Origin of the sequence: Bacillus sp. FSL R12-0074, assembly GCF_038005725.1 — a bacterium.
GTDB classification, from domain to species: Bacteria; Bacillota; Bacilli; order Bacillales; family Bacillaceae_G; genus Bacillus_A; species Bacillus_A mycoides.
This window is the reverse complement of record NZ_JBBOTR010000001.1, coordinates 3,006,623-3,031,025: the sequence shown is the minus strand read 5'-3', so window position 1 is coordinate 3,031,025 and position 24,403 is coordinate 3,006,623. Positions and strand designations below refer to the sequence as shown.

General features: G+C 35.5%; 25 protein-coding genes and 1 riboswitch. Of the genes, 17 read left to right on the top strand and 8 right to left on the bottom strand.

The genetic code is table 11. The features are described 5' to 3' along the window. Window positions 1-47 precede the first annotated feature (47 nt). Genes NSS97_RS15830 through pcp form a run of 7 tightly spaced genes read left to right on the top strand, consistent with a single transcriptional unit; the run spans window position 48 to window position 5,658 of the window. Complete coding sequence (locus NSS97_RS15830) at window positions 48-800, top strand: IclR family transcriptional regulator (protein ID WP_044443106.1); 753 nt, start codon at window positions 48-50, stop codon at window positions 798-800. Window positions 801-814: 14 nt separating this feature from the next. Continuing rightward, window positions 815-1,528, top strand: coding sequence for a 5-oxoprolinase subunit PxpB (pxpB, locus tag NSS97_RS15825; RefSeq protein WP_341113307.1), 714 nt, complete (start codon window positions 815-817; stop codon window positions 1,526-1,528). Further along, a complete protein-coding gene (locus NSS97_RS15820; RefSeq protein ID WP_341113304.1) occupies window positions 1,519-2,508 on the top strand; it encodes a 5-oxoprolinase subunit C family protein in 990 nt (329 codons plus the stop codon). The genes pxpB and NSS97_RS15820 overlap by 10 nt, the downstream gene beginning before the upstream one ends. Before the next feature lie 18 nt (window positions 2,509-2,526). After that, window positions 2,527-3,300 (top strand): 5-oxoprolinase subunit PxpA, encoded by a 774-nt coding sequence (gene pxpA, locus NSS97_RS15815; protein WP_341113301.1) that lies wholly within the window; start codon window positions 2,527-2,529, stop codon window positions 3,298-3,300. A gap of 34 nt (window positions 3,301-3,334) precedes the next feature. Beyond that, window positions 3,335-4,030: a DUF969 domain-containing protein gene (locus tag NSS97_RS15810; RefSeq protein ID WP_116746641.1), complete on the top strand. Its 696-nt coding sequence runs from the start codon at window positions 3,335-3,337 to the stop codon at window positions 4,028-4,030. Window position 4,031: 1 nt separating this feature from the next. Beyond that, window positions 4,032-4,994, top strand: coding sequence for a DUF979 domain-containing protein (locus NSS97_RS15805; RefSeq protein ID WP_341113298.1), 963 nt, complete (start codon window positions 4,032-4,034; stop codon window positions 4,992-4,994). Window positions 4,995-5,010: 16 nt separating this feature from the next. Further along, on the top strand, window positions 5,011-5,658 hold the full coding sequence (pcp, locus tag NSS97_RS15800) for a pyroglutamyl-peptidase I (protein WP_044443115.1): 648 nt from the start codon (window positions 5,011-5,013) through the stop codon (window positions 5,656-5,658). A gap of 497 nt (window positions 5,659-6,155) precedes the next feature. On the opposite strand, the gene NSS97_RS15795 is transcribed toward pcp, so the two are convergent. After that, window positions 6,156-7,643, bottom strand: coding sequence for an oligopeptide:H+ symporter (locus NSS97_RS15795; RefSeq protein ID WP_107886662.1), 1,488 nt, complete (start codon window positions 7,641-7,643; stop codon window positions 6,156-6,158). A 209-nt stretch (window positions 7,644-7,852) separates the two neighbouring features. Beyond that, window positions 7,853-8,293: a DNA cytosine methyltransferase gene (locus NSS97_RS15790; RefSeq protein WP_234705775.1), complete on the bottom strand. Its 441-nt coding sequence runs from the start codon at window positions 8,291-8,293 to the stop codon at window positions 7,853-7,855. 278 nt (window positions 8,294-8,571) lie between these two features. Between NSS97_RS15790 and NSS97_RS15785 the strand changes: the two genes are divergently transcribed. From NSS97_RS15785 to lepB, 3 genes are all read left to right on the top strand, one after another. Further along, complete coding sequence (locus NSS97_RS15785) at window positions 8,572-9,297, top strand: NAD-dependent protein deacylase (protein WP_044443117.1); 726 nt, start codon at window positions 8,572-8,574, stop codon at window positions 9,295-9,297. Window positions 9,298-9,522: 225 nt separating this feature from the next. Then, window positions 9,523-11,679, top strand: a complete 2,157-nt coding sequence (locus NSS97_RS15780) for a peptidoglycan D,D-transpeptidase FtsI family protein (RefSeq protein WP_181295466.1) — start codon at window positions 9,523-9,525, stop codon at window positions 11,677-11,679. A gap of 110 nt (window positions 11,680-11,789) precedes the next feature. After that, window positions 11,790-12,311, top strand: coding sequence for a signal peptidase I (gene lepB, locus NSS97_RS15775; RefSeq protein ID WP_044443120.1), 522 nt, complete (start codon window positions 11,790-11,792; stop codon window positions 12,309-12,311). A gap of 33 nt (window positions 12,312-12,344) precedes the next feature. Here the strand turns inward: lepB and NSS97_RS15770 are convergent, their stop codons facing one another. Continuing rightward, the gene (locus NSS97_RS15770) at window positions 12,345-12,968 is read right to left on the bottom strand and encodes a CmcI family methyltransferase (RefSeq protein ID WP_107886664.1); all 624 of its coding nucleotides are present in this window, start codon (window positions 12,966-12,968) and stop codon (window positions 12,345-12,347) included. 182 nt (window positions 12,969-13,150) lie between these two features. Here NSS97_RS15770 and NSS97_RS15765 point away from each other — a divergent pair, with 182 nt between their 5' ends. Then, window positions 13,151-13,675: an NUDIX hydrolase gene (locus NSS97_RS15765; protein ID WP_341114643.1), complete on the top strand. Its 525-nt coding sequence runs from the start codon at window positions 13,151-13,153 to the stop codon at window positions 13,673-13,675. Between the two features lie 81 nt (window positions 13,676-13,756). Here the strand turns inward: NSS97_RS15765 and NSS97_RS15760 are convergent, their stop codons facing one another. Further along, the gene (locus NSS97_RS15760) at window positions 13,757-14,521 is read right to left on the bottom strand and encodes a class I SAM-dependent methyltransferase (RefSeq protein ID WP_044443122.1); all 765 of its coding nucleotides are present in this window, start codon (window positions 14,519-14,521) and stop codon (window positions 13,757-13,759) included. Between the two features lie 485 nt (window positions 14,522-15,006). Here NSS97_RS15760 and NSS97_RS15755 point away from each other — a divergent pair, with 485 nt between their 5' ends. Next, complete coding sequence (locus tag NSS97_RS15755; RefSeq protein WP_044443124.1) at window positions 15,007-15,990, top strand: hypothetical protein; 984 nt, start codon at window positions 15,007-15,009, stop codon at window positions 15,988-15,990. A 110-nt stretch (window positions 15,991-16,100) separates the two neighbouring features. On the opposite strand, the gene NSS97_RS15750 is transcribed toward NSS97_RS15755, so the two are convergent. The 3 genes from NSS97_RS15750 to NSS97_RS15740 all read right to left on the bottom strand — a co-directional run bounded on the left by NSS97_RS15750 (window position 16,101) and on the right by NSS97_RS15740 (window position 18,792). Continuing rightward, window positions 16,101-16,871 carry a DNA alkylation repair protein gene (locus NSS97_RS15750; RefSeq protein WP_341113288.1) on the bottom strand — a complete coding sequence of 257 codons (771 nt, stop codon included), beginning with the start codon at window positions 16,869-16,871 and terminating at the stop codon, window positions 16,101-16,103. A 33-nt stretch (window positions 16,872-16,904) separates the two neighbouring features. Next, window positions 16,905-17,210: an iron-sulfur cluster biosynthesis family protein gene (locus NSS97_RS15745; RefSeq protein ID WP_341113286.1), complete on the bottom strand. Its 306-nt coding sequence runs from the start codon at window positions 17,208-17,210 to the stop codon at window positions 16,905-16,907. Between the two features lie 115 nt (window positions 17,211-17,325). Continuing rightward, on the bottom strand, window positions 17,326-18,792 hold the full coding sequence (locus tag NSS97_RS15740; protein WP_341113284.1) for an amino acid permease: 1,467 nt from the start codon (window positions 18,790-18,792) through the stop codon (window positions 17,326-17,328). Between the two features lie 112 nt (window positions 18,793-18,904). After that, window positions 18,905-19,097, bottom strand: a riboswitch (Lysine riboswitch). 383 nt (window positions 19,098-19,480) lie between these two features. Between NSS97_RS15740 and NSS97_RS15735 the strand changes: the two genes are divergently transcribed. Then, the gene (locus NSS97_RS15735) at window positions 19,481-19,930 is read left to right on the top strand and encodes a GNAT family N-acetyltransferase (RefSeq protein WP_107886668.1); all 450 of its coding nucleotides are present in this window, start codon (window positions 19,481-19,483) and stop codon (window positions 19,928-19,930) included. A 40-nt stretch (window positions 19,931-19,970) separates the two neighbouring features. Here NSS97_RS15735 and NSS97_RS15730 read toward each other — a convergent pair whose 3' ends face one another. Continuing rightward, the gene (locus NSS97_RS15730) at window positions 19,971-20,873 is read right to left on the bottom strand and encodes a sulfite exporter TauE/SafE family protein (protein WP_002127976.1); all 903 of its coding nucleotides are present in this window, start codon (window positions 20,871-20,873) and stop codon (window positions 19,971-19,973) included. A 207-nt stretch (window positions 20,874-21,080) separates the two neighbouring features. Here NSS97_RS15730 and NSS97_RS15725 point away from each other — a divergent pair, with 207 nt between their 5' ends. The 4 genes from NSS97_RS15725 (at window position 21,081) to NSS97_RS15710 (ending at window position 24,372) form a co-directional block, all read left to right on the top strand. Next, the gene (locus tag NSS97_RS15725; protein WP_107886670.1) at window positions 21,081-21,881 is read left to right on the top strand and encodes a VOC family protein; all 801 of its coding nucleotides are present in this window, start codon (window positions 21,081-21,083) and stop codon (window positions 21,879-21,881) included. Between the two features lie 10 nt (window positions 21,882-21,891). Next, window positions 21,892-22,830, top strand: coding sequence for an aminoglycoside phosphotransferase family protein (locus NSS97_RS15720; RefSeq protein ID WP_341113282.1), 939 nt, complete (start codon window positions 21,892-21,894; stop codon window positions 22,828-22,830). Between the two features lie 13 nt (window positions 22,831-22,843). Further along, on the top strand, window positions 22,844-23,587 hold the full coding sequence (locus tag NSS97_RS15715; protein WP_107886671.1) for a metallophosphoesterase family protein: 744 nt from the start codon (window positions 22,844-22,846) through the stop codon (window positions 23,585-23,587). 122 nt (window positions 23,588-23,709) lie between these two features. Next, complete coding sequence (locus NSS97_RS15710; protein WP_107886672.1) at window positions 23,710-24,372, top strand: AAA family ATPase; 663 nt, start codon at window positions 23,710-23,712, stop codon at window positions 24,370-24,372. The last annotated feature ends 31 nt before the right edge of the window (window positions 24,373-24,403 follow it).

Sequence of the window (24,403 nt, the reverse complement as noted above, 5' to 3'; positions counted from 1 at the left end):
GAAAAACGGAATTGAAGTTCCGAAATTCGGAACGAAAAGGAGATAGGATGAGTATAAATAAAACGGCAGTTAAGACAATGGATATTTTAGAGTTGTTTTATGAGCATGAGGAGCTAAGTTTGACAGAGATGGTTCAGCTTACGAATATGCCGAAAACATCTGTTTATCGTTTAATTGGTTCGTTAGAAGAAATGGACTTTTTACAAAAAACAGAAAAGGGCAAATATCGTCTCGGAGTCGTTTTTTTACGATTTGGTCAACTTGTTTCCCAAAGGTTATCCGTAAGAAATATTGCGATTCCTTATATGAAAGAGCTTAGGGATAGTTTAGGGCAAGCAGTAAATTTAATTATTCAAGATGGTAATGACGCAATTTACGTTGAGAAGATGGAAGGAGTTCAGCCAGTACGTGTTTATACGGCGGTTGGAAGAAGAGCACCGCTTTATGCGGGTGCATGTCCGAGAATTTTACTATCGTATTTTTCTGAGGAAGAGAAAAGAAAGTACGTAGAGGAAACGGATTTAAAGCAGTTTGCAGATGGAACGATTGTGAATAAGGAGCATTTACTAGAAGTGTTATATATGGCAAAACAAGCTGGATATACAATTAGTTATTCTGAATTAGAAAATCATACAGCGGCTATAGCAGCACCAATTTTTGCAAGTGATGGAACGGTTGTAGCCGGCATTAGTATTTCGGGATTAGCAATTGAGTATAGCGAAAGTAACATTTCATATTTTACTGCGAAAGTGAAAGAAACAGCATACCGCATTTCGAAAGAACTCGGCTTTTTGGCATAGAAAGAGGGAGTGGGATGAAATTTTCTGCGTTAGGGGATCAAGCAATTATTGTTGCATTTGGTGAAGAAATTGGGATGGATATATATGAAAAAGTGCAACGGTTATTTCAAGCGCTGAGGCGGCATCCATTTGCAGGAATGGTTGAATGCGTTCCGTCGTTTACTTCATTAGCGGTGTACTACAATTTGTACGAAGTATGGAAGGGAAATGATAGAAATATAAGACCATATGATTACGTTTGCCAGTATATACGGGAGCTGTGTGATTCTTATAAAGAAGAAGTGAACCGAGATGTGAAACATATTTCTATACCAGTGTGTTACGGGGGAGAATATGGACCTGATTTAGAAGAAGTTGCGCATTATCAAGGCTTACAAGTAGAGGATATTATTCGAATACATAGTGAAACAACATATTTCGTGTACATGTTAGGTTTTACACCTGGATTCCCTTATTTAGGGGGATTATCAAAAGAACTAGAAACACCTAGAAAAGAAACACCACGGTTACAAATCGCTCCTGGTTCAGTAGGGATTGGTGGAAATCAAACGGGTATTTATCCGCTTGAAACACCAGGAGGCTGGAATATTATCGGCCGAACACCTATTTCTCTATTTAATCCAAAAGAAGAAACACCAACATATATTCAAAGTGGTATGTATTTACGATTTATACCAATAACAAAGGAAGAGTACGTATCGCTTGAGGGGGCTAAAGAATGGATGTAGAGGTTTTGCATGCAGGAATGTTTACAACAGTCCAAGATTTAGGACGATCTCATTATCAACAATACGGTGTAGCTGTTGGCGGGGCTATGGATAAAAATGCACTCAGGATGATTAATATGTTAGTAGGCAATGAAGAGAATGAGGCTGGACTCGAAATTACAATAATGGGACCTAAATTGTTAATAAAGAAAACGACATTGCTCGCGATTGGTGGAGCGGATATGGAACCGTTGTTAAATGGAGAACGTATTCCATTATGGCGCCCTATATTAGCTGAAGAAGGAAGTATGCTTTGCCTCGGAAAAGCGAAAAGCGGTTGCAGGGCGTATGTGACTTTTGCGGGCGGTATAAATATTGATCGTACGATGGGAAGTAAAAGTACTTACATACGTGCTGCTCTTGGCGGTATTGAAGGGAGAATGCTGAAAAAAGGAGATTATTTTCAAATTGGTACAGGGGCAGAAGTTGGGAGTCGTTTCATTCGAAATTTACAAGAAGAAAAGCGTATAAAAACGAAGTGGGCAATTTGTAACAATACTTTACCAAAATATAAGAAGCAGCCTATTCTTCGCGTCATAACAGAATTTGAATATGATCAATTTACAGAAGAAAGTATAAAGTCGTTTTTTTCGAAAGAGTATAAAGTATCCAATTATGCTGATCGCATGGGATATAGGCTTGACGGAGATGTTTTAAATAGAGTTGAAGAGATAGAAATTTTATCGAGCCCAGTTACATTCGGAACAATTCAAGTACCGAATGGTGGACAGCCTATTATATTAATGGCGGATAGGCAAACGACAGGTGGTTATCCGAGAATTGGAAATGTAATTTCAGTAGATTTACCTCTTCTAGCGCAGCTGAAACCAGGAGACTATGTAACTTTTGAAACAATAACTATGGAAGAAGCTGCACAATTATATATAGAACAGGAAACAAGTATGAGTCTATTAAAGAAATTCATCGCTTTACGAAGCTGAGATTAGGAGGAAAACATCGTGACTACAATCGATTTAAACTGTGATTTAGGAGAAAGTTTTGGAGCTTATAAAATGGGAAATGATGATGAAATTCTTCCGTTCGTTTCCTCTATAAACGTTGCTTGTGGTTTTCATGCGGGTGATCCGGCCGTTATGCGGCAAACGGTTGAAAAAGCTCTGCAGCATAACGTAGCAATAGGGGCACATCCTGGATTTCCTGATTTAATTGGATTTGGGAGAAGGAACATGCAAGTTTCAGCAAGTGAAGTGTACGATTATGTTTTATATCAAATTGGCGCATTAGAAGGATTTGTTAAAGCTGCTGGAGGGAAAATGCAACATGTAAAACCGCACGGCGCACTATATAATATGGCAGCAACTGATTCGGAAATTGCGGATGCAATCGCAAAGGCAATTTATCATATTAACCCTGGATTATTACTTTACGGATTAGCGAATAGTGAGGCATTTATAAAGGCAACAGACAAATATAATATAACTCTCGTACAAGAAGCTTTTGCTGATCGCACGTATAAGCAGGATGGAACTTTAACGAGCCGTACAGAAGAAAATGCTCTTATAAAAAATGAAGATGAAGCAATAAAACAAGTACTTCAAATGGTGAAGGAAGGGTATGTAGAAGCAGTTAATGGAGGAAAAGTAGCAGTTCAAGCGCAAACGATATGTTTACACGGGGATGGAGAGAAAGCAGTCCAATTTGCGGAAAAAATATACAGAACATTCAAACTCAATGGCATTTCTATATGCGCACCAAATAAAGTGAAACTTTAACTAGCGGGATTAAAAATGAGAGGAAGTGTTAAAATTGATTAAATTAATTGGGATACTACTTGTTGCAGTTGGGTTTTTATTTAGACTAAATACACTGTTAGTAGTAATGGTTGCGGGTATTGTTACTGGTATGGTTTCTGGTTTAAGCTTTTATGATGTGATCAGCATGTTCGGCAAATTTTTCATAGAAAACAGATATATGTCTATGCCAATCATATTAACTTTACCGGTAATCGGAATTTTAGAGCGTTATGGTTTAAAAGAAAGAGCAGAAGCACTTATAACAAAATCAAAAGGAGCAACAACTGGAAGAGTATTAATGTCATATTTTACGATAAGAGAATCATCAGCAGCACTTGGACTAAATATTGGTGGTCATGCGCAAACGGTAAGACCGCTTGTTGCGCCAATGGCAGAAGGAGCTGCGCAAGGTAAATATGGTAAACTCCCTGAAAAATTGAGAGAAAAGATAAAAGCAAATGCAGCAGCTGCGGAAAATACAGCTTGGTTTTTCGGAGAAGATATTTTTATCGCAACTGGTGCCATTTTATTAATGAAAGGGTTCTTCGATTCAGTAGGTATGCATGTCGGTGTATGGGATATGGCGCTTTGGGGCATTCCAACTGCGATATCGGCACTTATTGTGAGCTGGATTAGGTTTAGAAGGTTTGACAAGTATATAGAGAAAACAATGAAGGCAGAAGAAAACCAAGAGAAGGAGGCTATATAAGATGAACATCATAACAATGGATACAATTTATTATGTATTAGGTATAATCGTTGCATTTATCGCTGTTCGTATTGTATTTGATCGTGAACATCCAAATAAATTTGGTTCTAGTTTATTTTGGGCATTGTTTGCAGTTACATTTATATTCGGAAATGTAATCCCTTCGTTTTACGTTGGTTGTATTGTGCTCGCTATGGTCGTTTTAGCTTCATTGAATAAAGTAACAAAATCTCAGGAGAAAGAAGTACCAGTACAAGAACGTGTGAAACATGCTGCGAAATTAAAAAATAAAATTTTTATGCCTGCAATATTAATACCTATTTTTACGATAATCGGTACGTTAACGTTAGGGAAAATTAAATGGGGAAATGTCGCACTTGTTGATCCTGATAAAGTAACATTAGTTGCATTAGCGCTAGGAGCATTACTCGCATTCGTTGCGGCGATGCGTATTACGAAATCCAAAATAACAACGCCTGTTCAAGAAGGAAGTAGGTTATTACAAGCTGTCGGTTGGGCAGTTATTTTACCACAAATGTTAGCGGCACTTGGCGGTATTTTCGTGAAGTCTGGCGTTGGTCAAGTTGTTTCAGATTTAGTCGGACAAGTGTTACCGACAGAGTATCCATTCGTTGCTGTTATGGCGTATTGTTTAGGAATGATGCTATTTACAGTCGTAATGGGGAATGCATTCGCAGCGTTTGCAGTAATCACTGGCGGAATCGGCTTACCTCTAATTGTACAAATGCACGGAGGGAATCCAGCTATTATGGCAGCACTCGGTATGTTTGCTGGATATTGCGGAACGCTGCTTACTCCAATGGCAGCAAACTTTAATATCGTACCTGCGATGCTTTTAGAATTGAAAGATAAAAATGCAGTCATTAAAGCACAAGTACCAATTGCTCTTTCCATTTTTATTATAAATATGTTTATTATGTACGGCCTTGTATATCGTTTCTAATTAGGAGAGTGAAACTATGAAAACAGTATTAGTAACAGGATTTGATCCGTTCGGGGGAGAAAGTATCAACCCAGCTTGGGAAGTCGCAAAAAGTTTGCATGAAAAAACAATCGGAGAGTACAAGATTATTAGTAAACAAGTTCCAACCGTATTTCATAAATCAATAAGAGTATTAAAAGAGTATATAGAAGAGTTGTCGCCTGAAATGATTATATGTATTGGACAAGCTGGGGGCAGACCAGATATTACGATAGAGCGTGTAGCAATTAATATTGATGATGCAAGAATTGCTGATAATGAAGGAAATCAGCCGGTGGATATGCCGGTTGTAGAAGAAGGACCTAATGCGTATTGGTCTACACTTCCGATGAAAGCAATCGTGAAAAAACTTCGCGAAGAAGGTATACCGTCATCAGTTTCACAAACTGCAGGTACATTCGTTTGTAATCATTTATTCTATGGTCTCATGCACGAACTAGAAAAACATGATAAGAAAATAAAAGGCGGATTTATTCATATTCCGTTCTTACCAGAGCAAGCGAGTAACTATCCAGGTCAACCGAGTATGTCACTTTCTACGATTAGTAAAGGGATAGAATTGGCAATTGAGGTAGCGACGGAAGTGGAAGTAGATATTGTAGCGTGCGGCGGTGCGACGCATTAAGTAAAAAGCATGTTGATTAAAGAGGGCTGATGCAGCCCTCTTTGTGTGTTTGTATTTTGTAATTGAAGATGCAGTATAGAATATAAAGGGAAAGGTTGCAATGGGAGTATTCTAACAAATATGGAATTGTTCCAAATAAAAGGGAACTTTTTAAATAGTTTCTTAATGATGTAGAATTTTCGTCTATATGAATGGATAAAAAGTTAAGTTCTGATAAACTCAAAGACATACAAAGTAATGATTTTAAAATGGTGTGATAAAAATATCACACCATTTTTATGTAAAACAAACAGAGTGAATTTTTGCCATTAGTAAAGTATAACTGGGTAAGAGATAATCATCAGAATTGTTAATTGTACTATGATTTTTCAAAACTGATAAATTTAAATATAAGTACGGTAAGAATGCGATATTTATCTAACTTTTACAAAAAAGAGTAACCCATTTGGCTACTCTTCACATAGAAACTTGTATTTGTTCATTTCAATAAGAGACCGTTATTGAAGTCCCTTCATGAAATTTTGGATTTTTGATGATAATGTAAACAGCAGGATGCTAACTAAAATGGAGATAGCACCAATAATACCAAAGTAAATTGCTTCTGTTGCAGGATTATACAGTTTAACAACTTGGGCATTTATTGCTTGCGCAGACGCAGTTGATAAGAACCATAAGCTCATGGTTTGCGAAGAGAAAGCAGCTGGAGCCAGCTTCGTCGTTATTGATAACCCTGAAGGAGATAAACAAACTTCTCCAATTACAATTAAAAAGAAGCTAAGGACTAACCACATAGGATTCACTAAAGAGTGAGTACCGTTGATTAAAGCCGGAATAATCATAACTAAGAATGATAAACCTGCAAATAGCAATCCAATAGCGAATTTTTTTGCCGTTGAAGGCTGCTTCTTGCCTAACTTTATCCAAACCCATGCAAAAATCGGGGCAAGCGTTACGATAAAGATTGGACTTAATGATTGGAACCAAGCGGAATGCAATGTAATTCCATTGAACTGTAATTGAGTTCGTTGATCCGCGTATGTCGCTAAGATAATAGCACCTTGTTCTTGTATAGACCAAAATATTGTAGCTGCAATAAAGAGTGGTATATACGCAAGAAGACGAGATTGCTCTACTTTTGTTGTTTTAGGACTACGATACATATAAATGAAATAATAGGTTGGAATAACAATCCCTAAGATACTAATCAGGAATGTAAAACGATTTATAGTTAACAACCCAGTTGGAATTGTAACCAGACCTAGCAATGTTAATACAACCAGACCAACACTGAAATACTTAATAGTCTTTTTTCTTTCCGAATCTGATAATGGATTAGGTACTTGCGTACCGACTAGACCAAGGTTTTTCTGTTTTGTTCCAACAAATACCCCTAACCCAATTGCCATACCAATTGCCGCAACTCCAAAACCAAGGTGGAAATTATATTGCTGACCTAATGTTCCGACAACTAAAGGTGCAAGTAAGGCACCTAAGTTAATACCCATGTAGAATATACTGAACCCTGAGTCACGACGCGCATCTGTTTCACTGTATAAACTTCCTACGATGTTCGATATGTTAGGCTTTAACAACCCTGTTCCTAGAACTAAGAAGACCATAGAGATAAATAACGCACTTTTACTACCCGGTAAAGCTAAAATAAGATGGCCAATCATAATTAAAACGCCACCAAAGAATACGGTTTTACTTGGACCAAATAAACGATCCGATATCCATCCACCGATAATACTAGACATGAACAGTAAGGAACCGTAAATTGCCATTATCGAGGTTGCGGTAGATTGTTCAATTCCTAATCCACCTTTTGCGACCGAATAGTACATATAATACAGTAAAATAGCTCTCATTCCGTAATGAGAAAACCTTTCCCAAAACTCAGTGAAGAATAAAGAGAATAATCCTTTTGGATGCCCAAAAAATCCTGTTTGAGGAATACTTTGAACAAGTTCGTTTTTTTCTTTCATAATGTTAATATTACCCCTTATTAATTTTTAATATTATACAAGTATAACTTAAGAGGCTCCCAGTAGTCCATAACTATCTAAGCCCATCGATGAAGAAAAGCAGCCTTCTGGCTGCTTTCTAAATGAATTGAAAAATCGTCATTTGCTCATTAGACACACCTTTCACTGAATCTACCTCTAAACAATCCAGAATTGATTGTGAGAGTGCTTTAGCTACTAAGAATGCTATGGCCATTACCAACAAGTGTATATTGTTGACTTAATGGTATATGAGGCGGAATAACGTATGTATCTGGAACACTCATTAATCTTAAGCATTCTCGAACGGTTAACCTTCTATTTTCTTGCGGATGAATAAACTCTCTACCATCCTTTGCAATATGAGAAGTGATAGTGTAGGATGGTTGATCCCAAGATAACTTTCTTACACCATTAAATTGGTTTGGTTTTGGATTTGCAATTAAATCAAGTATCCTTTCAGGAGTAGGACTAGTCCATGTAGCAGTATGGTTTGGAAAAGTACCTAACACTTTCTCACGCGATTTAATAGTATCCGGGCTATGTAAGTTGCCAATTGCATCTCTAGGAGTAACAACGGCAGATATACCAGTAGGGAAGTTAAACGATACATTCTTTGTGTTTCCTAGCAAGGCCGACTACATTCTCCATAACATAATCAGTTGTGAATTTATAAGATAAACAATTATTCTTAAAGCTGGTTTGAATTTTCGAAAGGTTTTATGCCAGTTTGCGGAATTAAAATTAAATAACTGTATTTTAATTGAACAGTAGTTATCTTTGAAATTTTAATTACACCAAAAAAAGTTGGGGGTTAATTCATGCAATGAAGTAAGTAAAATGAATTGTACAACACCTACTGTAAACAACTGGTATAATAAGTTTAGGAATATACATAGAGGTGATTTTTGTGCAATATGAGGAAGTACGTTCGATATTAGAAAAAGCAAAGAAAATTACAGTGTTAACAGGGGCTGGTGCAAGTACGGAAAGTGGTATCCCAGATTTTCGTTCAGCAAATGGATTATATGCTGATGCGAATGTAGAGATGTATTTGTCGAGAGGCTATTATAATAGAAATCCGAAAGAGTTTTGGAAGCATTATAAAGAAATCTTTCAAATTAATACGTTTCATCAATATAAACCAAATCGAGGGCATCGCTTTTTAGCGGAGCTAGAAGAACAAGGGAAAGACATAACGATTTTAACGCAAAATATTGATGGTTTGCATCAAGTAGGTGGTAGTAAACATGTAATTGATTTACATGGAACACTTCAAACTGCACATTGTCCGAAGTGTAAAACGGGATATGATTTACAATATATGATTGATCATGAAGTACCGCGTTGCGGGAAGTGTAATTTCATTCTAAACCCAGATGTTGTGTTATACGGAGATACACTGCCACAATATCAAAATGCAATAAAACGTTTATATGAAACAGATGTACTTCTCGTAATGGGAACGTCATTAAAAGTGCAACCTGTCGCTTCATTCCCAGAAATCGCAAAGAGAGAAGTAGGTGCAACAACAATTTTAGTAAATGAAGAGTTAACAGGGCAAGAATACAATTTTGATTTTGTTTTTCAAAATAAGATTGGTGAATTTGCCAAAGGGTTATCTTCGATTAAATAAGTTTTTGTTTTCGTAAAGAAACTGAGGTGAATGATGTCCACCTCAGTTTTTTTGTATGAATTATATTCATGTTATTGCGTATAAGGGGAATGGTAATAAATAGGATGAGAAAATCAAAAACTGAAAATTAAATCTTTTATTTCTTTTGTAATTAATATAAAATTCTATATATAGCATATAAATAAATTTAATACATAATGGTTCATGCGTAGAAATGTTAATAGAATGAAGCGAGGGAGCAAAATGAGACAGAAAAAGGAGAAACAGAAACAGTCGAAAAAGAAAAAGACTCATATTCCGTTTCGGTTAAATGTACTATTTTTTATCGTTTTTCTTTTATTTTCAGCTATTATTATTCAATTAGGTAAAGTACAAATCATTGACGGAGAAACGTATCGAAATGAAGTGAATAAAAAGGAAGATGTAACGGTGAGTACTCCAGTTCCGAGAGGGAAGATGTTTGACCGGGAAGGGAAAGTTATTGTAAATAATAAACCGTTACGAACTGTTACATATACGAAGATGAAAGGAGTGGACTCAAAAGAGGTTTTAATAGTGGCAAGAAATTTAGCACAGCTAATTGAAATGCCGCAAGAAGATATGGACAAGTTAACAGAGACAGATAAAAAAGACTTTTGGATGCAGTTAAATGAAAAACGTGCAGCAACAAAAATAACGAAAGAAGATGAGAGTAAATTTAGGAAACAGGAAATAGAAGGGAAAGACTTAGATAAGAAAGTAGAAGAGTTGAGACGAGAAAGAATTACACAAGAAGAATTAAACGAGCTTTCGAAAGAGGATATAGAAGTACTAGCAATTAAAAGCAAAATGAATGCGGGATATAAAATGACGCCACAAATCGTCAAAAAAGATGTAAGTCAAAATGAATATGCAGTAGTGAGTGAAAGATTATCGAGCTTGCCAGGCGTAGATACGACTGTGGATTGGGAGCGCGAATATCCAAATGACAAAATACTACGTTCTGTACTTGGTAGTGTTTCTACTGAGAATGAGGGATTACCAAGGGAGCAATTAGACTATTATTTAGTGCGAGATTATAACCGAAATGATCGTATTGGTAAGAGTTACATCGAAAAACAATACGAAGATGTGTTACATGGAACGAAAGAACAGTCTAAAAATATTACGGATAAAGCTGGAAATATTATTCGGACTGAAAAAGTGACAAAAGGAAAAAGTGGAAATAATTTAATGTTAACAGTTGATATGGATTTACAGAAAAAGGTGGAGGAAAGTCTTGAAAGGAATTTAAGGGCATTTCATTCTTCTGAACCGATGATGGATCGTGCATTCGTCGTTATGATGAATCCAAAAAATGGTCAAATTCTATCATTAGCAGGAAAGAAAATTGTAAATAAAGATGGCGGGATGCAAATAGAAGACTACGCTTTAGGAACGATGATAAGTTCTTACGAGTTAGGATCAACGGTGAAAGGAGCTACGGTATTAGCGGGATATCAAACAGAAGCGATTAAGCCATATACGCATTTCTTTGATGCACCAATGTACTTTAAAGGAAGTTCGAAGCCGAAGAAATCGTGGAAAGACTTTGGAGATATTGATGATTTAAGAGCATTGCAAGTTTCATCCAATGTCTACATGTTTAATACGGCGTTAAAGATTGCGGGGATTGATTATGTACCAAACAATCCGTTAGATATTAGGCAAGAAACATTCAATAAAATGCGCTATTACTTTAGACAATTTGGTTTAGGTGTACCAACCGGTATTGACCTTCCAAATGAATCGATTGGTCAAATGGGTAGAACAGATAATATACCTGGTTTTTTACTTGACTACGCCATTGGACAATATGATACATATACGCCGCTTCAGCTTGCGCAATATATGTCAACGATTGCAAATGGTGGTTACCGAATGAAACCACAAATTGTACAAGAAATTAGAGAGCAACCGAATAGACCAGAGGAAGTCGGGAAAGTTATGCAATCGATGGAACCAGTCGTGTTAAATCGAGTGGATATGGATCTTTCATATATAAATCATGTGAAAGAAGGGTTTAGAAGAGTTTTCCAAGAGGTAGATGGGACCGGTGCTGGAACTTTTAAAGGATTACCTTATAAACCGGCTGGGAAAACAGGGACAGCAGAAACAGTGTACGGTGGAGAAAGTGATATTGGAAGAGATGAAAACAACTATCGAAAAAAATGTTATAATTTAACTCTCGCCGGGTATGCGCCATATGATGCTGATCCGGAAGTTGCTTTTTCTGTTGTTGTGCCATGGGTAAATAATGATAAATCAGGTATTAATTCTGCAATTGGTAAAGAGGTTTTGGATGCATATTTTGATTTAAAAACGCAGAGATCGGGTGTAAGTCCAGTCCCAGTAACACAATAGCCGAGTAAGGCACAGTAAAAAATTCAAATTGTAGTATATCACTGCGCAAATGAACAGGTGCAGTGATATATTTTTGAGTTAAAAAGTGTTTTGATAAGGTGGGAATGGATATGAAAGAGGAGAATAAGAGAGGTTGGGGAAAGTACATACTATTTATATTTGTCCTAGTAGTAACGTACCAGTCTTTCACTTTATGTAAAGTGGAAGGAAAATCAATGCAGCCAACTTTACATGAAGAAGACTACGTATTTGTAAATAAAGCTGCGGTACATTTTTCTAGCTTACAGCACGGAGAAATCGTCATTATTAAGGAAGAGAATGAGTCGAAATATTATGTGAAACGTGTAATAGGGCTTCCTGGTGACGTAATTAACATAACGAATGGAACTGTATACGTAAATGACAAAAAGCAAGATGAACCTTATATAAATAAAGATTTATATAACAATACACAAGTGTTTTATAATTTTCAAAAGACAAAGATTCCGCCAAATAAGTTATTTGTAATGGGAGACAATCGTGAACAAAGTAAGGATAGTCGAAATGGTTTAGGATATATTGAAGAAGATAATATAATAGGAAAAGTGGAATTTGTGTACTATCCTTTTTCGAAAATGAAAATCATAAAATAAGTGGGGATTCACAAAACCCCACTTATTAAAGTTTCACTTTATCTTCTTTAAAAAACCTTTTGGATTAAATGATATGAAAAACTTATGTTTAGATTCATCGATTATGAAATTGCTATTTTTAGTTAAAAACTCTTCCACAGCTTCCATTGGGCCAGGGCCCCAATCAGGAAGGAGAGGATTTCCGTTAATACTTGTATCTTCTACAATAATGTAACTGCCAGTGGTTACAATAGATTTATAAAGTAAGAGTTCTTTCGATACATGTTCTTTACTATGATCAGAATCTAAAATAACTAAAATCACATTATCAGGTTTGCGCATACTTAATATTGATTGGACGGCCTGTACAGAAACAGATGAAGCTGTTAAATACGTAATTCGATTATGGGATGGCCGATTTGGTTGCGGAGTTATATCGATAGTAAGTACGTGACCTTTTCCAATTAAATCTAACATAGAAGCTAAAAACAGTGCACTACCACCGTGAAAAGTTCCGCATTCAATAATTAAATCAGGCTTTAATTCGTATAATATTTCTTGATACAAAAAGAGATCAGAAGGAAGTTTGCAGATTGGAACCCCGAACCAGTGTGTACCATGTAACCAAACGTTGCTGTCGTAATATTGTTTTAGAAATTCGCTACTAATGTTATCGATTTTGAATTCTCCTTTCTAAAAAGGATTCTTTCATACGTAAAGAGTTTACGTATGAAAGTTGTACTATATATTATGTGGTAAGGGATTATAAGGCGAGTGTTTTCACGTGAAAATAAGCCAAATAACACATGTGGAAAATGAATTGCTTACAAAAGAAGATGTAAATGAAAGGAAATGATCGTATGTATAAGTACACAATTTGCTTCATTAGAAAAGGAGATAGAATACTTTTACTAAATAGAAACAAGAAGCCGACAATGGGAATGTGGAATGGTGTCGGAGGGAAAATAGAAGAGTATGAAACGCCATACGAAGGAGTCATTAGAGAAACCTTTGAGGAAACGGGAATAGAGCTTCCAAGTGTAACGTATAAAGGGAATGTTATTTTTAAAGTTAAAGACGAACCTCGGGGTAGCGAGGGAATGTATGTATTCCTAGCTGATTTACCAGATGGAGTACATATTGATACGCCAGTAAGCACTCATGAAGGTATATTAGAATGGAAGTCAATTGATTGGATATTAGATGGTGATAATAGAGGTGTAGTTAGCAATTTGCAAAGATATTTACCGACATTATTAAGTGAGGACAACAATTTAGAGCATATATTCATATATGATAATCGGAATATTATTGATTACAAAACTACACTTTTGATAGAAGATAATACGAAAAAACGATATGAAAAATATCTCGTTTCTCAATAAGAGAAGAAACGTTAAAATACGAAGAGAAAGCCAAATTCTTTATGGGAATTTGGCTTTTTACAAGGAATGCTAATTCTAAGTTTACTCTTCATAATTTGCTTTAATAATAAAGCGGTGTTGCTTCACATTGAAATATCCCTTTTGTAAGATAATTTCATGTATGCGATACAATTCCTCGGTATAGCTATCTACTATAAAATCAGGGATTTGCCACGGAATTGCTTTTAAGTAATAGACAACAGCACCGACATCATAAAAACGCTGAAGAGGGAATTCTTCTTTCGCTTCTAAAATAGTAAATCCATTTTGTTCTAATTCACTACATGCCGTTTCGAGTGACCAACTTGAAAATTCGCTATTCAGCGGTGTGCCAAACTGCTCATTCAGTTCCGCACAATCAAGACCACCGACTTGTTGTGTAAGAAATGTTCCATTGATGGAAAGACTTCTTTTCACTTCAGAAGCAGAATAGGATTCATGTTGATTCACAATTAAATCAAACTGACCATCTTGAAATGGTAAAGCAGTATCATCAGTCACTTCTACGACTATAACTCCTAAAGGTTCTAATTTCTTTCGTGCAATTGGGACATTCGGAGCATAGCCCTCAGTCGCATAAATAGTTGACGGGAACGGTTGTAACATAGATAAAAACTCTCCGCCACCAGTCCCCATATCTAGCATTGATTTTGCACGTTGCATAAGCTGGAAAGCAGTGCTACCGTATGACCATGATAGGGGCTCGCTATTCATACGGCCAGTTTCTGAAATGAAAGAGAAATCCCAGCCGTTAAAGTTAGTCTTTGCACTTTCTAATAGTGCTGAAAATAATGGATCACGTTTCATATTGTCGTCCTCCTATTTCGTTAATAAATGATATAGTAAGAAAAGAAAAAGGGAGGACCTCTTATTAAAGTGGAACGGTTTTATGTTTCGTGTTCGAATAGATTCATATAAATTAGCTCCTTGCGAGAATGGTTATTTATATATTCGGGAGTATCGAGTGAAAATCCTTTGAAGTAATTAGGGTAGGTGAAAGTACGATCAAATTTTGGATGGGGTTATACAGTGAAACTGCATTTTGCCAAGATATTTTGTGAAATATGATATTTCACATTTCTGTTACATAACAATAAAGTCGTACTGTTTATAAAAAAGTGGAACCGTTTTATCCCTTTGGATGTACTTATCTATGGGGATATTTTTATTAATACAAGAAATAGATATATAAACTGAATATAAAAACGTTTTAATTGTTTGAAAACATTCGATAATTTAGTATTGTTTATATATGGAATATTTATTTTTAGGAAAAAAGGGTAAGGGGCTAGATGAAAAGAATGAAAAATGTAATGTTGCTAGTGTTGTGTTTCTTATGTTTAAGTGGTTGTAATTATGAAGATGAAGATCAGGTGAAAAAATATGTGAAAAAAAAGCACGGAATTGATGTGGTTGTAACAGATTGGGGTGCTATACATGAAGGGAATATGGGACATACATACCATACTGTTCAAGCTAAAAATAACAAAAATATTCAATTTAGAGTAGAGGTAGATGGCATCTTATATTCAACAATAAAAGGTGATGAATATCAATACGGGAAAAAAACATATGAGGAATATAAGGAATTCAAACCAATGCTAGAAGAAATTGGAAAATTAGGTTACGTGGAACCTGAAAATAAAAATGTTTTTCAATATATAGTGGATGATGATTATATAGAGGAGAAACCAACTGATAAGTTATTATTAACTTTAAAAACGAGTGACAAGATTGATTACAGTCAATTTGAATCAAAAGAATTAGATCGTTTATATGCTCTAATCCAATTCATTCAGAAGAGTAATAGAAAGATAACAAAACTTGAAATTGAGGATTATAATGGTGAATCTATAGGCTTACCTTTTTATAATGTGCAAAAAGCTATAACGAAAGAAGAACTGCTTTTGACAATGAAAAACACCGTAAGCGGTTATTGGACATATTTGATTCAAACTGAAACAAAAGTAGGCGAAAGGTTAAATGAAATTCAAAATGATCGTTTTGGAATGGAAGATATTACTTGTTCACACCCGAAAGACGGCAATTGTCTAGAGTATGAATTGACTTTAGTTTTCAATGACAGTGAGATAAAATATAGAAATGATTCATATGTAATAGAGGATTTGAGAAAGGTAGTCACTATTCTTAAAGAAGAACTATATAATAAGGAATTTAACATATTTTTAAGGAACAAGGATGGAACAAGTTATTCACTCTGGCTATCATCAGAAAAAATCAAGAAAAGTAATAACATAGAAGAGCTAGTAAAATAAAGGTATAAAGAAGAATTTTAAAGCACTTTTTACGTTTATAATTGCTTTATTCAAAAGGAAAAAACGCTTATACTTCATTTTTGAAGCATAAGCGTTTTTGTATAAAATACTTAAAAAGAAAAATCTTTTGGCAAAGTCCCACTTTTTATCACCGTTCTTAATCCATGTTTCATAATCCAAGGATTAACAGGATGCTGTTTATCGCGTAATTGTTGCAACCATTGAAAAACGAGTTCGTTATCTTCTTTCGTAATATCATTAATGTGATTGGCTACAGATTTTTGAACATACTTAGAAGGGTCATTCATTAATGGCTCAAGAAGCTTTAAATTATTTCTGAAGTCACCTTTCAGAGCTCCTATTTTTTTTGCCCAAGGAAGTCTTGGTCTAGTACCTTCTGAAACTAATCTCCTGATGTGGCTGTTTTCATCACGTAACCATTGCTGCAATATGTCCAAGGTTTCTTCATGGTATTTTTCAAGATAAGGACGAATGGCATATTCAGCAGTATTTCTTTTTGTTATTTCATACATTGCGTTGAATGAGGAGTCAAAATCGTTAAGCCCATATTTTTCAACGTATTTTGCGATAGGCATATACATATAACCCTTTGTAAATGTGCCGACTTCTGTTGTATTTTCTGGTCCTAATGTTTTCAGTAATATATGTATTGCTTCATTAAAATCTTTTTGTAATGCATTGTGTAATTCATCTGCTATTACTTCTATACGTTGCTTTAACTCTAAATTTTCAACTTTATATGTTACGGAATCTACAAAATTTTTTTTAGAGAAATTAGGAACGTGTTTAGAAATAGAATCAGCCATTTTTTCTGCTAATTCTTCGTTAAATAAAAATTTTAACGGAACATATTTACCCATTTTTTCACCCCATTGGTCGGATAAAAACAATGTTTATTTTTTAATCGACAACCCATACACCAACGTCTCACTTGGAGTCGTAATACTAAAACCAGTTGTTTTATAATCAAGTTTTAACGTACCACCAGTGTAGTCTTTCGTGAATGAGTCCATTTGTATAATAAGCTGTTCATCTTCATATACAACATCATCCGCATTATATGTATCCCAAATTAAATCAACATCAACAAAAATGCTGCAAGAGTTTGTCATTGTCCCTCTAATGCGAATAATCTTTTTGTCTTCACGTTCTAGTCTATGTATAGCAGCTTTTGCTTCATCGATAATACGAATGTTCATGTGATCCCAACCTTTAAGTGTATTTGCTTTATTATTGCAAAAAGATAAGAAATAATAAAGTAAATGGGATTGTAATAAAAAAAACGAGCAAACAATTTTGTTTGCTCGTTTTACTTTATTTCAGTTCACATTTATCAAGTGGAATGACTTTCGTTTTCTTAGTAAATTTATAGCCTAACCATAGTACTAAGAAGAGTGGTAAACCGATGTAAGAAACGAGTACACCGTTCCAGTCGATAGATGCTCCCGTAAATGCTCCGTAGTTTTGACCTAAAATAACGACAACACAAAGTGTAAATGCAAAGATTGGACCGAACGGGAACCATTTTGCTTGATATGGTAAATCTTTTAAATCTTTCCCTTGTGCAATATAAGCTTTACGGAAACGGTAATGACTAATAGCAATCCCGACCCAAGCAATAAATCCTGACATCCCAGAAGCATTTAATAACCAAATGTATACAACACCGTCACCGAATAAAGAAGCGATGAAAGCGACGCTACCAACTACTGATGTTGCGATTAATGCGTTAACAGGTACACCACGGCTATCTAATTTTCCTAAGAACTTTGGTGCTTTTCCTTGGCGAGCTAAATCCCAAAGCATACGAGTTGATGCATACATTCCAGAGTTACCAGCAGAAAGTACTGCAGTTAAAATAACAGCGTTCATAACAGAAGCAGCGAAGGCAACGCCCGCTTTTTCAAATACAAGTGTAAATGGACTTACTGTAACATCACTTGCTGCAAGGCTATCAGTCGTATAAGGAATTAATAAACCGATAACGAGAATTGCTAAAATGTAGAATAATATAATACGCCAAAAGATAGAACGAATTGCTTTTGGAATATTGCGTTCTGGATCAGCAGTTTCACCAGCAGCTACTCCTAATAATTCAGTTCCTTGGAATGAGAAACCAGCAGCCATAAATACACCGATAATTGCCATGATGCCGCCATTAAATGGTGCATCTGCAACAGTGAAGTTTTTAAAGCCGACAGATTCGCCGCCCATAATTCCAAAAATCATCATAAAACCGACAATTAAAAAGATAATAATAGTAACTACTTTAATAAGTGCGAACCAATATTCAGATTCACCAAAACCTTTAACAGATAAATAGTTTAAGAGAAAAATAATAGCTAAACAAAGTCCACTCCAAATAAGAGAAGGGGTATCTGGGAACCAAAATTTCATAATTAATGTTACGGCCGCTAGTTCAGCTGCAATCGTAATTGCCCAGTTATACCAATAGTTCCATCCAAGTGCAAAACCAAGTGATGGATCAACAAATTTTGTTGCATAAGTACTAAAAGATCCAGTAACAGGCATGTAAGCCGCGAGTTCTGCTAAGCTTGTCATTAAAAAATAAACCATAATTCCAATTGCGGCATATGCGACTAATGCACCGCCAGGACCAGCTGAATGGATAACACCACCACTGGCAAGAAATAATCCGGTACCGATTGTACCACCGAGAGAAATCATCGTAAGGTGACGAGATTTTAATCCGCGTTTTAATTCACCTTGTCCTTGTGTAGTTTGCGTTTTAGAGGTAGATTGATTTGTTGCGCTATTCATGTTCAACACTCCTTTTCTTGTAGGTTAGGAAGGAGCGGGGGAGAAAAATACAAAAAACCGCCAAAGGAATTAGGCGGAACGTTTCACAAATAACCACCCCATCATACCCTTCCGTTAAGATAGCACACCACGTTTACACGGTAATTTTGTAAACGTGACAGTTCTGTTCCTTTCGGAGACAGCCCCAGCTCATATTTCCAGAGAAGAAATATAAACTTCGGCAACTTTTCCTTTCAAACGGAGTCAGTGACATTCGCTGTGTCTCGTCCATTTTACTTTTAAAAGTCGCAACCTCTACCTCATCGGATTGATGAGGATTTATATATTGCTATGATTTTTAATATATGGCAATTGTAATGATTTTCTGAATATATTGCAAGGGATTTTGTTAGGAAAAGTCAAAAATTATCGGTTATTGTATAGGAAACGCTTGCAAAACTCCACCCGAACCTACTGTTATGTAACAATAAGCAAAGAAAAATTGTTATACAAATGTTTCGCAAAAAATATTGAAAAACCCTTTAAAATTAAAAGAAAATTCAGAAAATATAATTCGACATAACTATTAAAAGGGGATTATTCCTTAAATTCGTTTCAAAGAATAAGTATAAATTCGATAAATAGAATGAATATTCTTTTTACTTCTGATAAAATTGAGGTATTGTTTAATTGAAAAGGGGATATCATTATGAAATTAGAAACGGAAAGATTACATATAGTACCGTGTACAGAAGAATGGATTCAAATTGCGGATAATCAAGGATACAATAGTGGTCCGCATATTGTAGGACATATAGAAAATGTGAAACGAGATGCGGCTTCATTACCGTGGGGACCGTGGTATGTTATTCGGAAAGAGGATGATGTTGTTCTAGGTGATATAGGATTTAAAGGGAAACCGAATGAGCAACATACGGTAGAAATTGGTTACGGATTTATTGAGAAATATTGGAATGAAGGGTATGCAACAGAAGCAGTTAGTGAATTAATGAAATGGGCTTTTCAAACAGGGGAAGTGGAAATGATTATAGCGGAGACACTCCTTGATAACTATAGCTCCATTCGTGTATTAGAGAAATTACATATGAAAAGAGTAAATAGTACTGAAACGATGGTCAATTGGAAAATAGAAAAATAAAAAATACCGCTCGAAGTAAATCGGGCGGTATTATTATTAATTATGGTAGCATTTGTTTTTGATCTTTCGGATAGCCGGCTGTCGATACGTTAGAACGATTGGAATGATTACGAACAGCAATAAAAATAGATATAATAACGACAAGACCAACTGCAACGTAAGAAAGTGAAATAATAGTTGGATCTACTTTAAATGTAGTAAGCAGTGTACGAATATTCGTAAAGATAATAAGTCCGCCAACGAGTACGCCAAGTAAATGAGAAGGAACGATGCGTACTAACCATGCGGCGATTGGTGCGGCAACAATGCCACCAAGCATGAGGGCAAATACCCAAACCCAGCTTACTTGTTCCCAGCCAAGTGAAATGAAAAAGCCAATCGTTGCAGCGAGTGAAACAGGAAATTCACTCGTATCTACAGATCCAATAACTTTTCTAGCTTCATTTCCTCTTGCAAGAAGAACAGGTGTCGTAATCGGCCCCCAACCACCGCCGCCAGTTGAATCGACGAATCCAGCGAATAAGCCAAGTGGTACAAGTTGTTTAGCAGACATACGCTTATTTGAAGAAACAATTTGTTTTTGAATGATGAATCGTAATAAAATATAAACCCCTAAAGTAAATAAAAATATGGAAATGTACGGTTTAATTACATCACCAGGTAAATTGCTTAAAAAACATGCCCCAATAAATGCGCCAATTGCTCCTGGTAATGTAAGCCTAGAAACTGTATATTTATCAACGTTTCCAAATTTGATATGAGATGCACCAGAAGCGGCGGTTGTAACGACTTCAGCTAAATGAACTGATGCGGAAGCTACAGCTGGTGCGATACCAAACATTAATAATAGTGAGGTAGACGTTACCCCGTACGCCATACCAAGTGCGCCATCAATCAATTGAGCGAAAAATCCAATAATAGCAAAGACAATTAATTTCTGCATAAATAATCCCCCTGTAATAATAAATGAAAAAAACACTTTTCCCGTATGAGAAAAGTGCCTTTGGTTTTTCCAATCAGCAATAATTAAATTTGTTTTATTATAATACACATTAATCGTATAAATCAACTGGGTTTTAAAGTTTTTTGAATTGAACGAAAGAAAAATAAAATATACAATAAAAGGATGGAGAGAAAGGGGAGAAAGACTATGTTAGCATTTGATCATCTCGTTCATGCAGTGCATTGTACACCGGAGGAAGCGGCAAAACAAATGCAGGAGCATGGATTTCATACTGCATTAGGCGGTGAGCATACGACTTGGGGTACTTGGAATAGTTTATGTTATTTTGATTTATCATATATAGAATTTTTAGCAGTTCAGCATGAAGAAAAAGCGAAAGAAGCAGAAAATCCATTAGTACAAGAAACAGTGGTGAAATTAAAAAATGGAGAAGGGATGCTACAAATCGCAATTCGAACAGATGAAATTGAAGAACTAGCAAATAAGTTTAATAAGCACGGCTTACATACGATAGGACCATTTGAAGGGAAACGGATGAGAAAAGATGGTCGGCTTTTAGAATGGAAAATGTTATTTGTAAAGCAAGAAGAGAATGGACCGAAATTACCATTCTTTATACAGTGGAATGAAACGGATGAAGAAAGAAGAAACGATTTACGTAAAATAGGGACGATCACTGAGCATAAAAATAAAGTACAAGAAATTGAAACGATTCATTATACGGTGAAAAATGTTCGAGAAACAGTGCGGAAATGGAAAGAAGTAATGGAGCTAACTGCAAATTCAATCATACAAAATGAAGAATGGAATGCTGAGTGTCAAAGTGTATCGTTTGGTGATGTTCATGTGCAGTTTTGTGAACCAGTTGGAGAAGGGCTAGTACTAGAACGTTTGAAGCATCATGGCGAATATCCATTTGCAGTGGAGTTTAAAGGAGAAAAGAAACGAGAGCATGAAGTGTTAGGTAGTTTGTACGTATATGGATAGAGGTGAGTGTGTGGAAGAGATATTAACAGAGATAGAAAGAAAACTAGAGTGGTCACGTATTGTAAAATGTACAGCAATTACAAAAGGTTTTTCACACGAAGAGAAGTATAAAATTGACCTAGAGAATCGAGAAACTTATTTTGTAAAAGTGTGTGATTCTGCTAATTATGAACGAAAACAAGAAGAATATATGTATATGAAACAATTGGAGTTATTACATATTCCAACGCCGCAGTTAATTCATTTCATAAAACTTGAGGGATTAAATAAATGTGTTCAAGTATTTGAATGGACCCAAGGTGTAAATGGTGAAGAGAGCTTAAGCAAGCTATCGGTGGAAGAACAGTATAATGCAGGAAGAAAAGCAGGGAAAATATTAAAGAGAATTCACTCGATAGAAAGAGAAAGTGCAAGTAATAAATGGGAAATATTTAGGTGGAATAAGTATGAAAGGTACATAGAGGCATTAGCAGATTATGAGGTGAATTTTCTGGATTTGAAGCCAGTATTAACCTTTGTAAAAAATCATAAAGACTTATTGAAAAATCGGCCTATCACATTTTTACACGATGATTACCACCCAGCAAATAGTATGATTCACAATAAAGAGTTTATCGTTATCGATTTTAGTGGATATGATTTTGGTGATCCCATACATGATTTTTATAACGTAGCGATTTTTACTACAAGAATAAGCAAACCATTTGCGGTTGGACAAGTTCACGGTTATTGCGGAGGCAATCCGCCACTCCATTTTTGGAAACTGTATTCATTATATGCAGCGATGACATTCCCAGCGGATATCGTATGGACAAACCGAACTACACCACATTTAGTAGAGGATATGAAAGAAAGATTGAACCGAATTATAGAAGATCATAATCATTTTTCATCTTATATTCCAAAATGGTATCAATCACAACATGAGGATATAATAAACAATAAATAACGGAGGGATTCATTTGGATAAAATTGCGGTAATTTCAGATATACATGGTAATATTCCGGCATTAGAATCAGTACTGAAAGATATTAAATTAAGAGGAATTGAACGTATTATTTGTCTTGGAGATTTAGTAGGAAAAGGTCCGCATTCTAGCGAAGTAATTGAAATCGTTCGTAAAGAATGTGAAGGAACCGTAATGGGAAACTGGGATGATTTCATTACAAAACCGACTGAATTTGAATCGTTAAAATGGCATCAAAAACAATTATCAGAAGAACAAAATGACTATTTAAGAAGCTTACCATTTTCAATCGAATTTTTTATGAGCGGCAAACTCATTCGTATGTTCCACGCTTCACCAAGAAGTTTATATGAAAGAATTCAACCACATGCAACAAGAGAAGAGCGTATTAGTATGTTCGAAAATAGTGAGCTCACAGAGAATATAGAAGGGGAAAGAAAACCAGATGTCGTTTGTTACGGTGACGTTCATCAGGCGTATGTGCAAAATTTTAGAGGGAAAACGTTATGTAATGCTGGTAGTGTAGGTAATCCACTTGAAATTACACAAGCTTCCTATTTAATTTTTGAAGGAACATACAATGAAAAAGAAGCAGCAAGCTTTTCCATTCAACTCGTACGTGTACCATATGATATTGAACTAGCCATCCGATTAGCTGAAGAGTTGGATATGCCAGAAATTGAGGAATACAAGCAGGAGTTACGAACTGCTTTGTATCGGGGGTTTAAAGGGAAGTAAGGAATATGTAACTTAATAAAAATATATCAACGGTTTTTCAAAATATCGATTTACCGACAAACAGTGATGAAGTTTATTTATTATAAATATATTATGTAAACAGAGTTACGGGAGGGAATGTCATGCGCCGAAAACAACGCATTAAAAAAATTGTAGATCATATTTTTAAATTAAACTTAACCCATCCAACAAGAGTTGGAGTAAATGGTATAACAGCTTCAGGAAAGACAACATTTGCAAACGAACTGGCAGAGGAAATGAAAAATCGGGGAGTGCAAGTAATACGCACCAGCATTGACGATTTTCATAACCCGAGAGTGATTCGTTATGCACAAGGAAAAGAATCTGCAAGAGGGTATTATGAAGATGCACACGATTATACAGCTTTCAAAGAAAGGCTATTAAAACCTTTAGGACCTAACGGGAATTTACAGTATGAAACGATTTCTCATAACTTAATAACGGACATGCCTGTACATAATACGCCGCTAGTGGCCTCGCCAAATATGGTGCTAATAGTAGATGGAACATTTTTATTGAAAAAAGAAATTGAGTATCTATTTGACTATAAAATTTTCGTAGATACAGATTTTGAGATTGCGAGAAACCGTGGTGCAGAGCGCGAGACTGAGGCTTTTGGAAGTTATCAAGAAGCAGAGAAAATGTTTATAAACAGATATCATGCAGCTTGTAAGATGTATATAGATGAGCATAATCCGAAAGAATGTGCAAATGTTATATTTCAGAATAGTAATTTTGATGATCCGGTAGTTGTATTTAAATGAATTTAAAATCGTTTATATAGCAAAAAGTTCG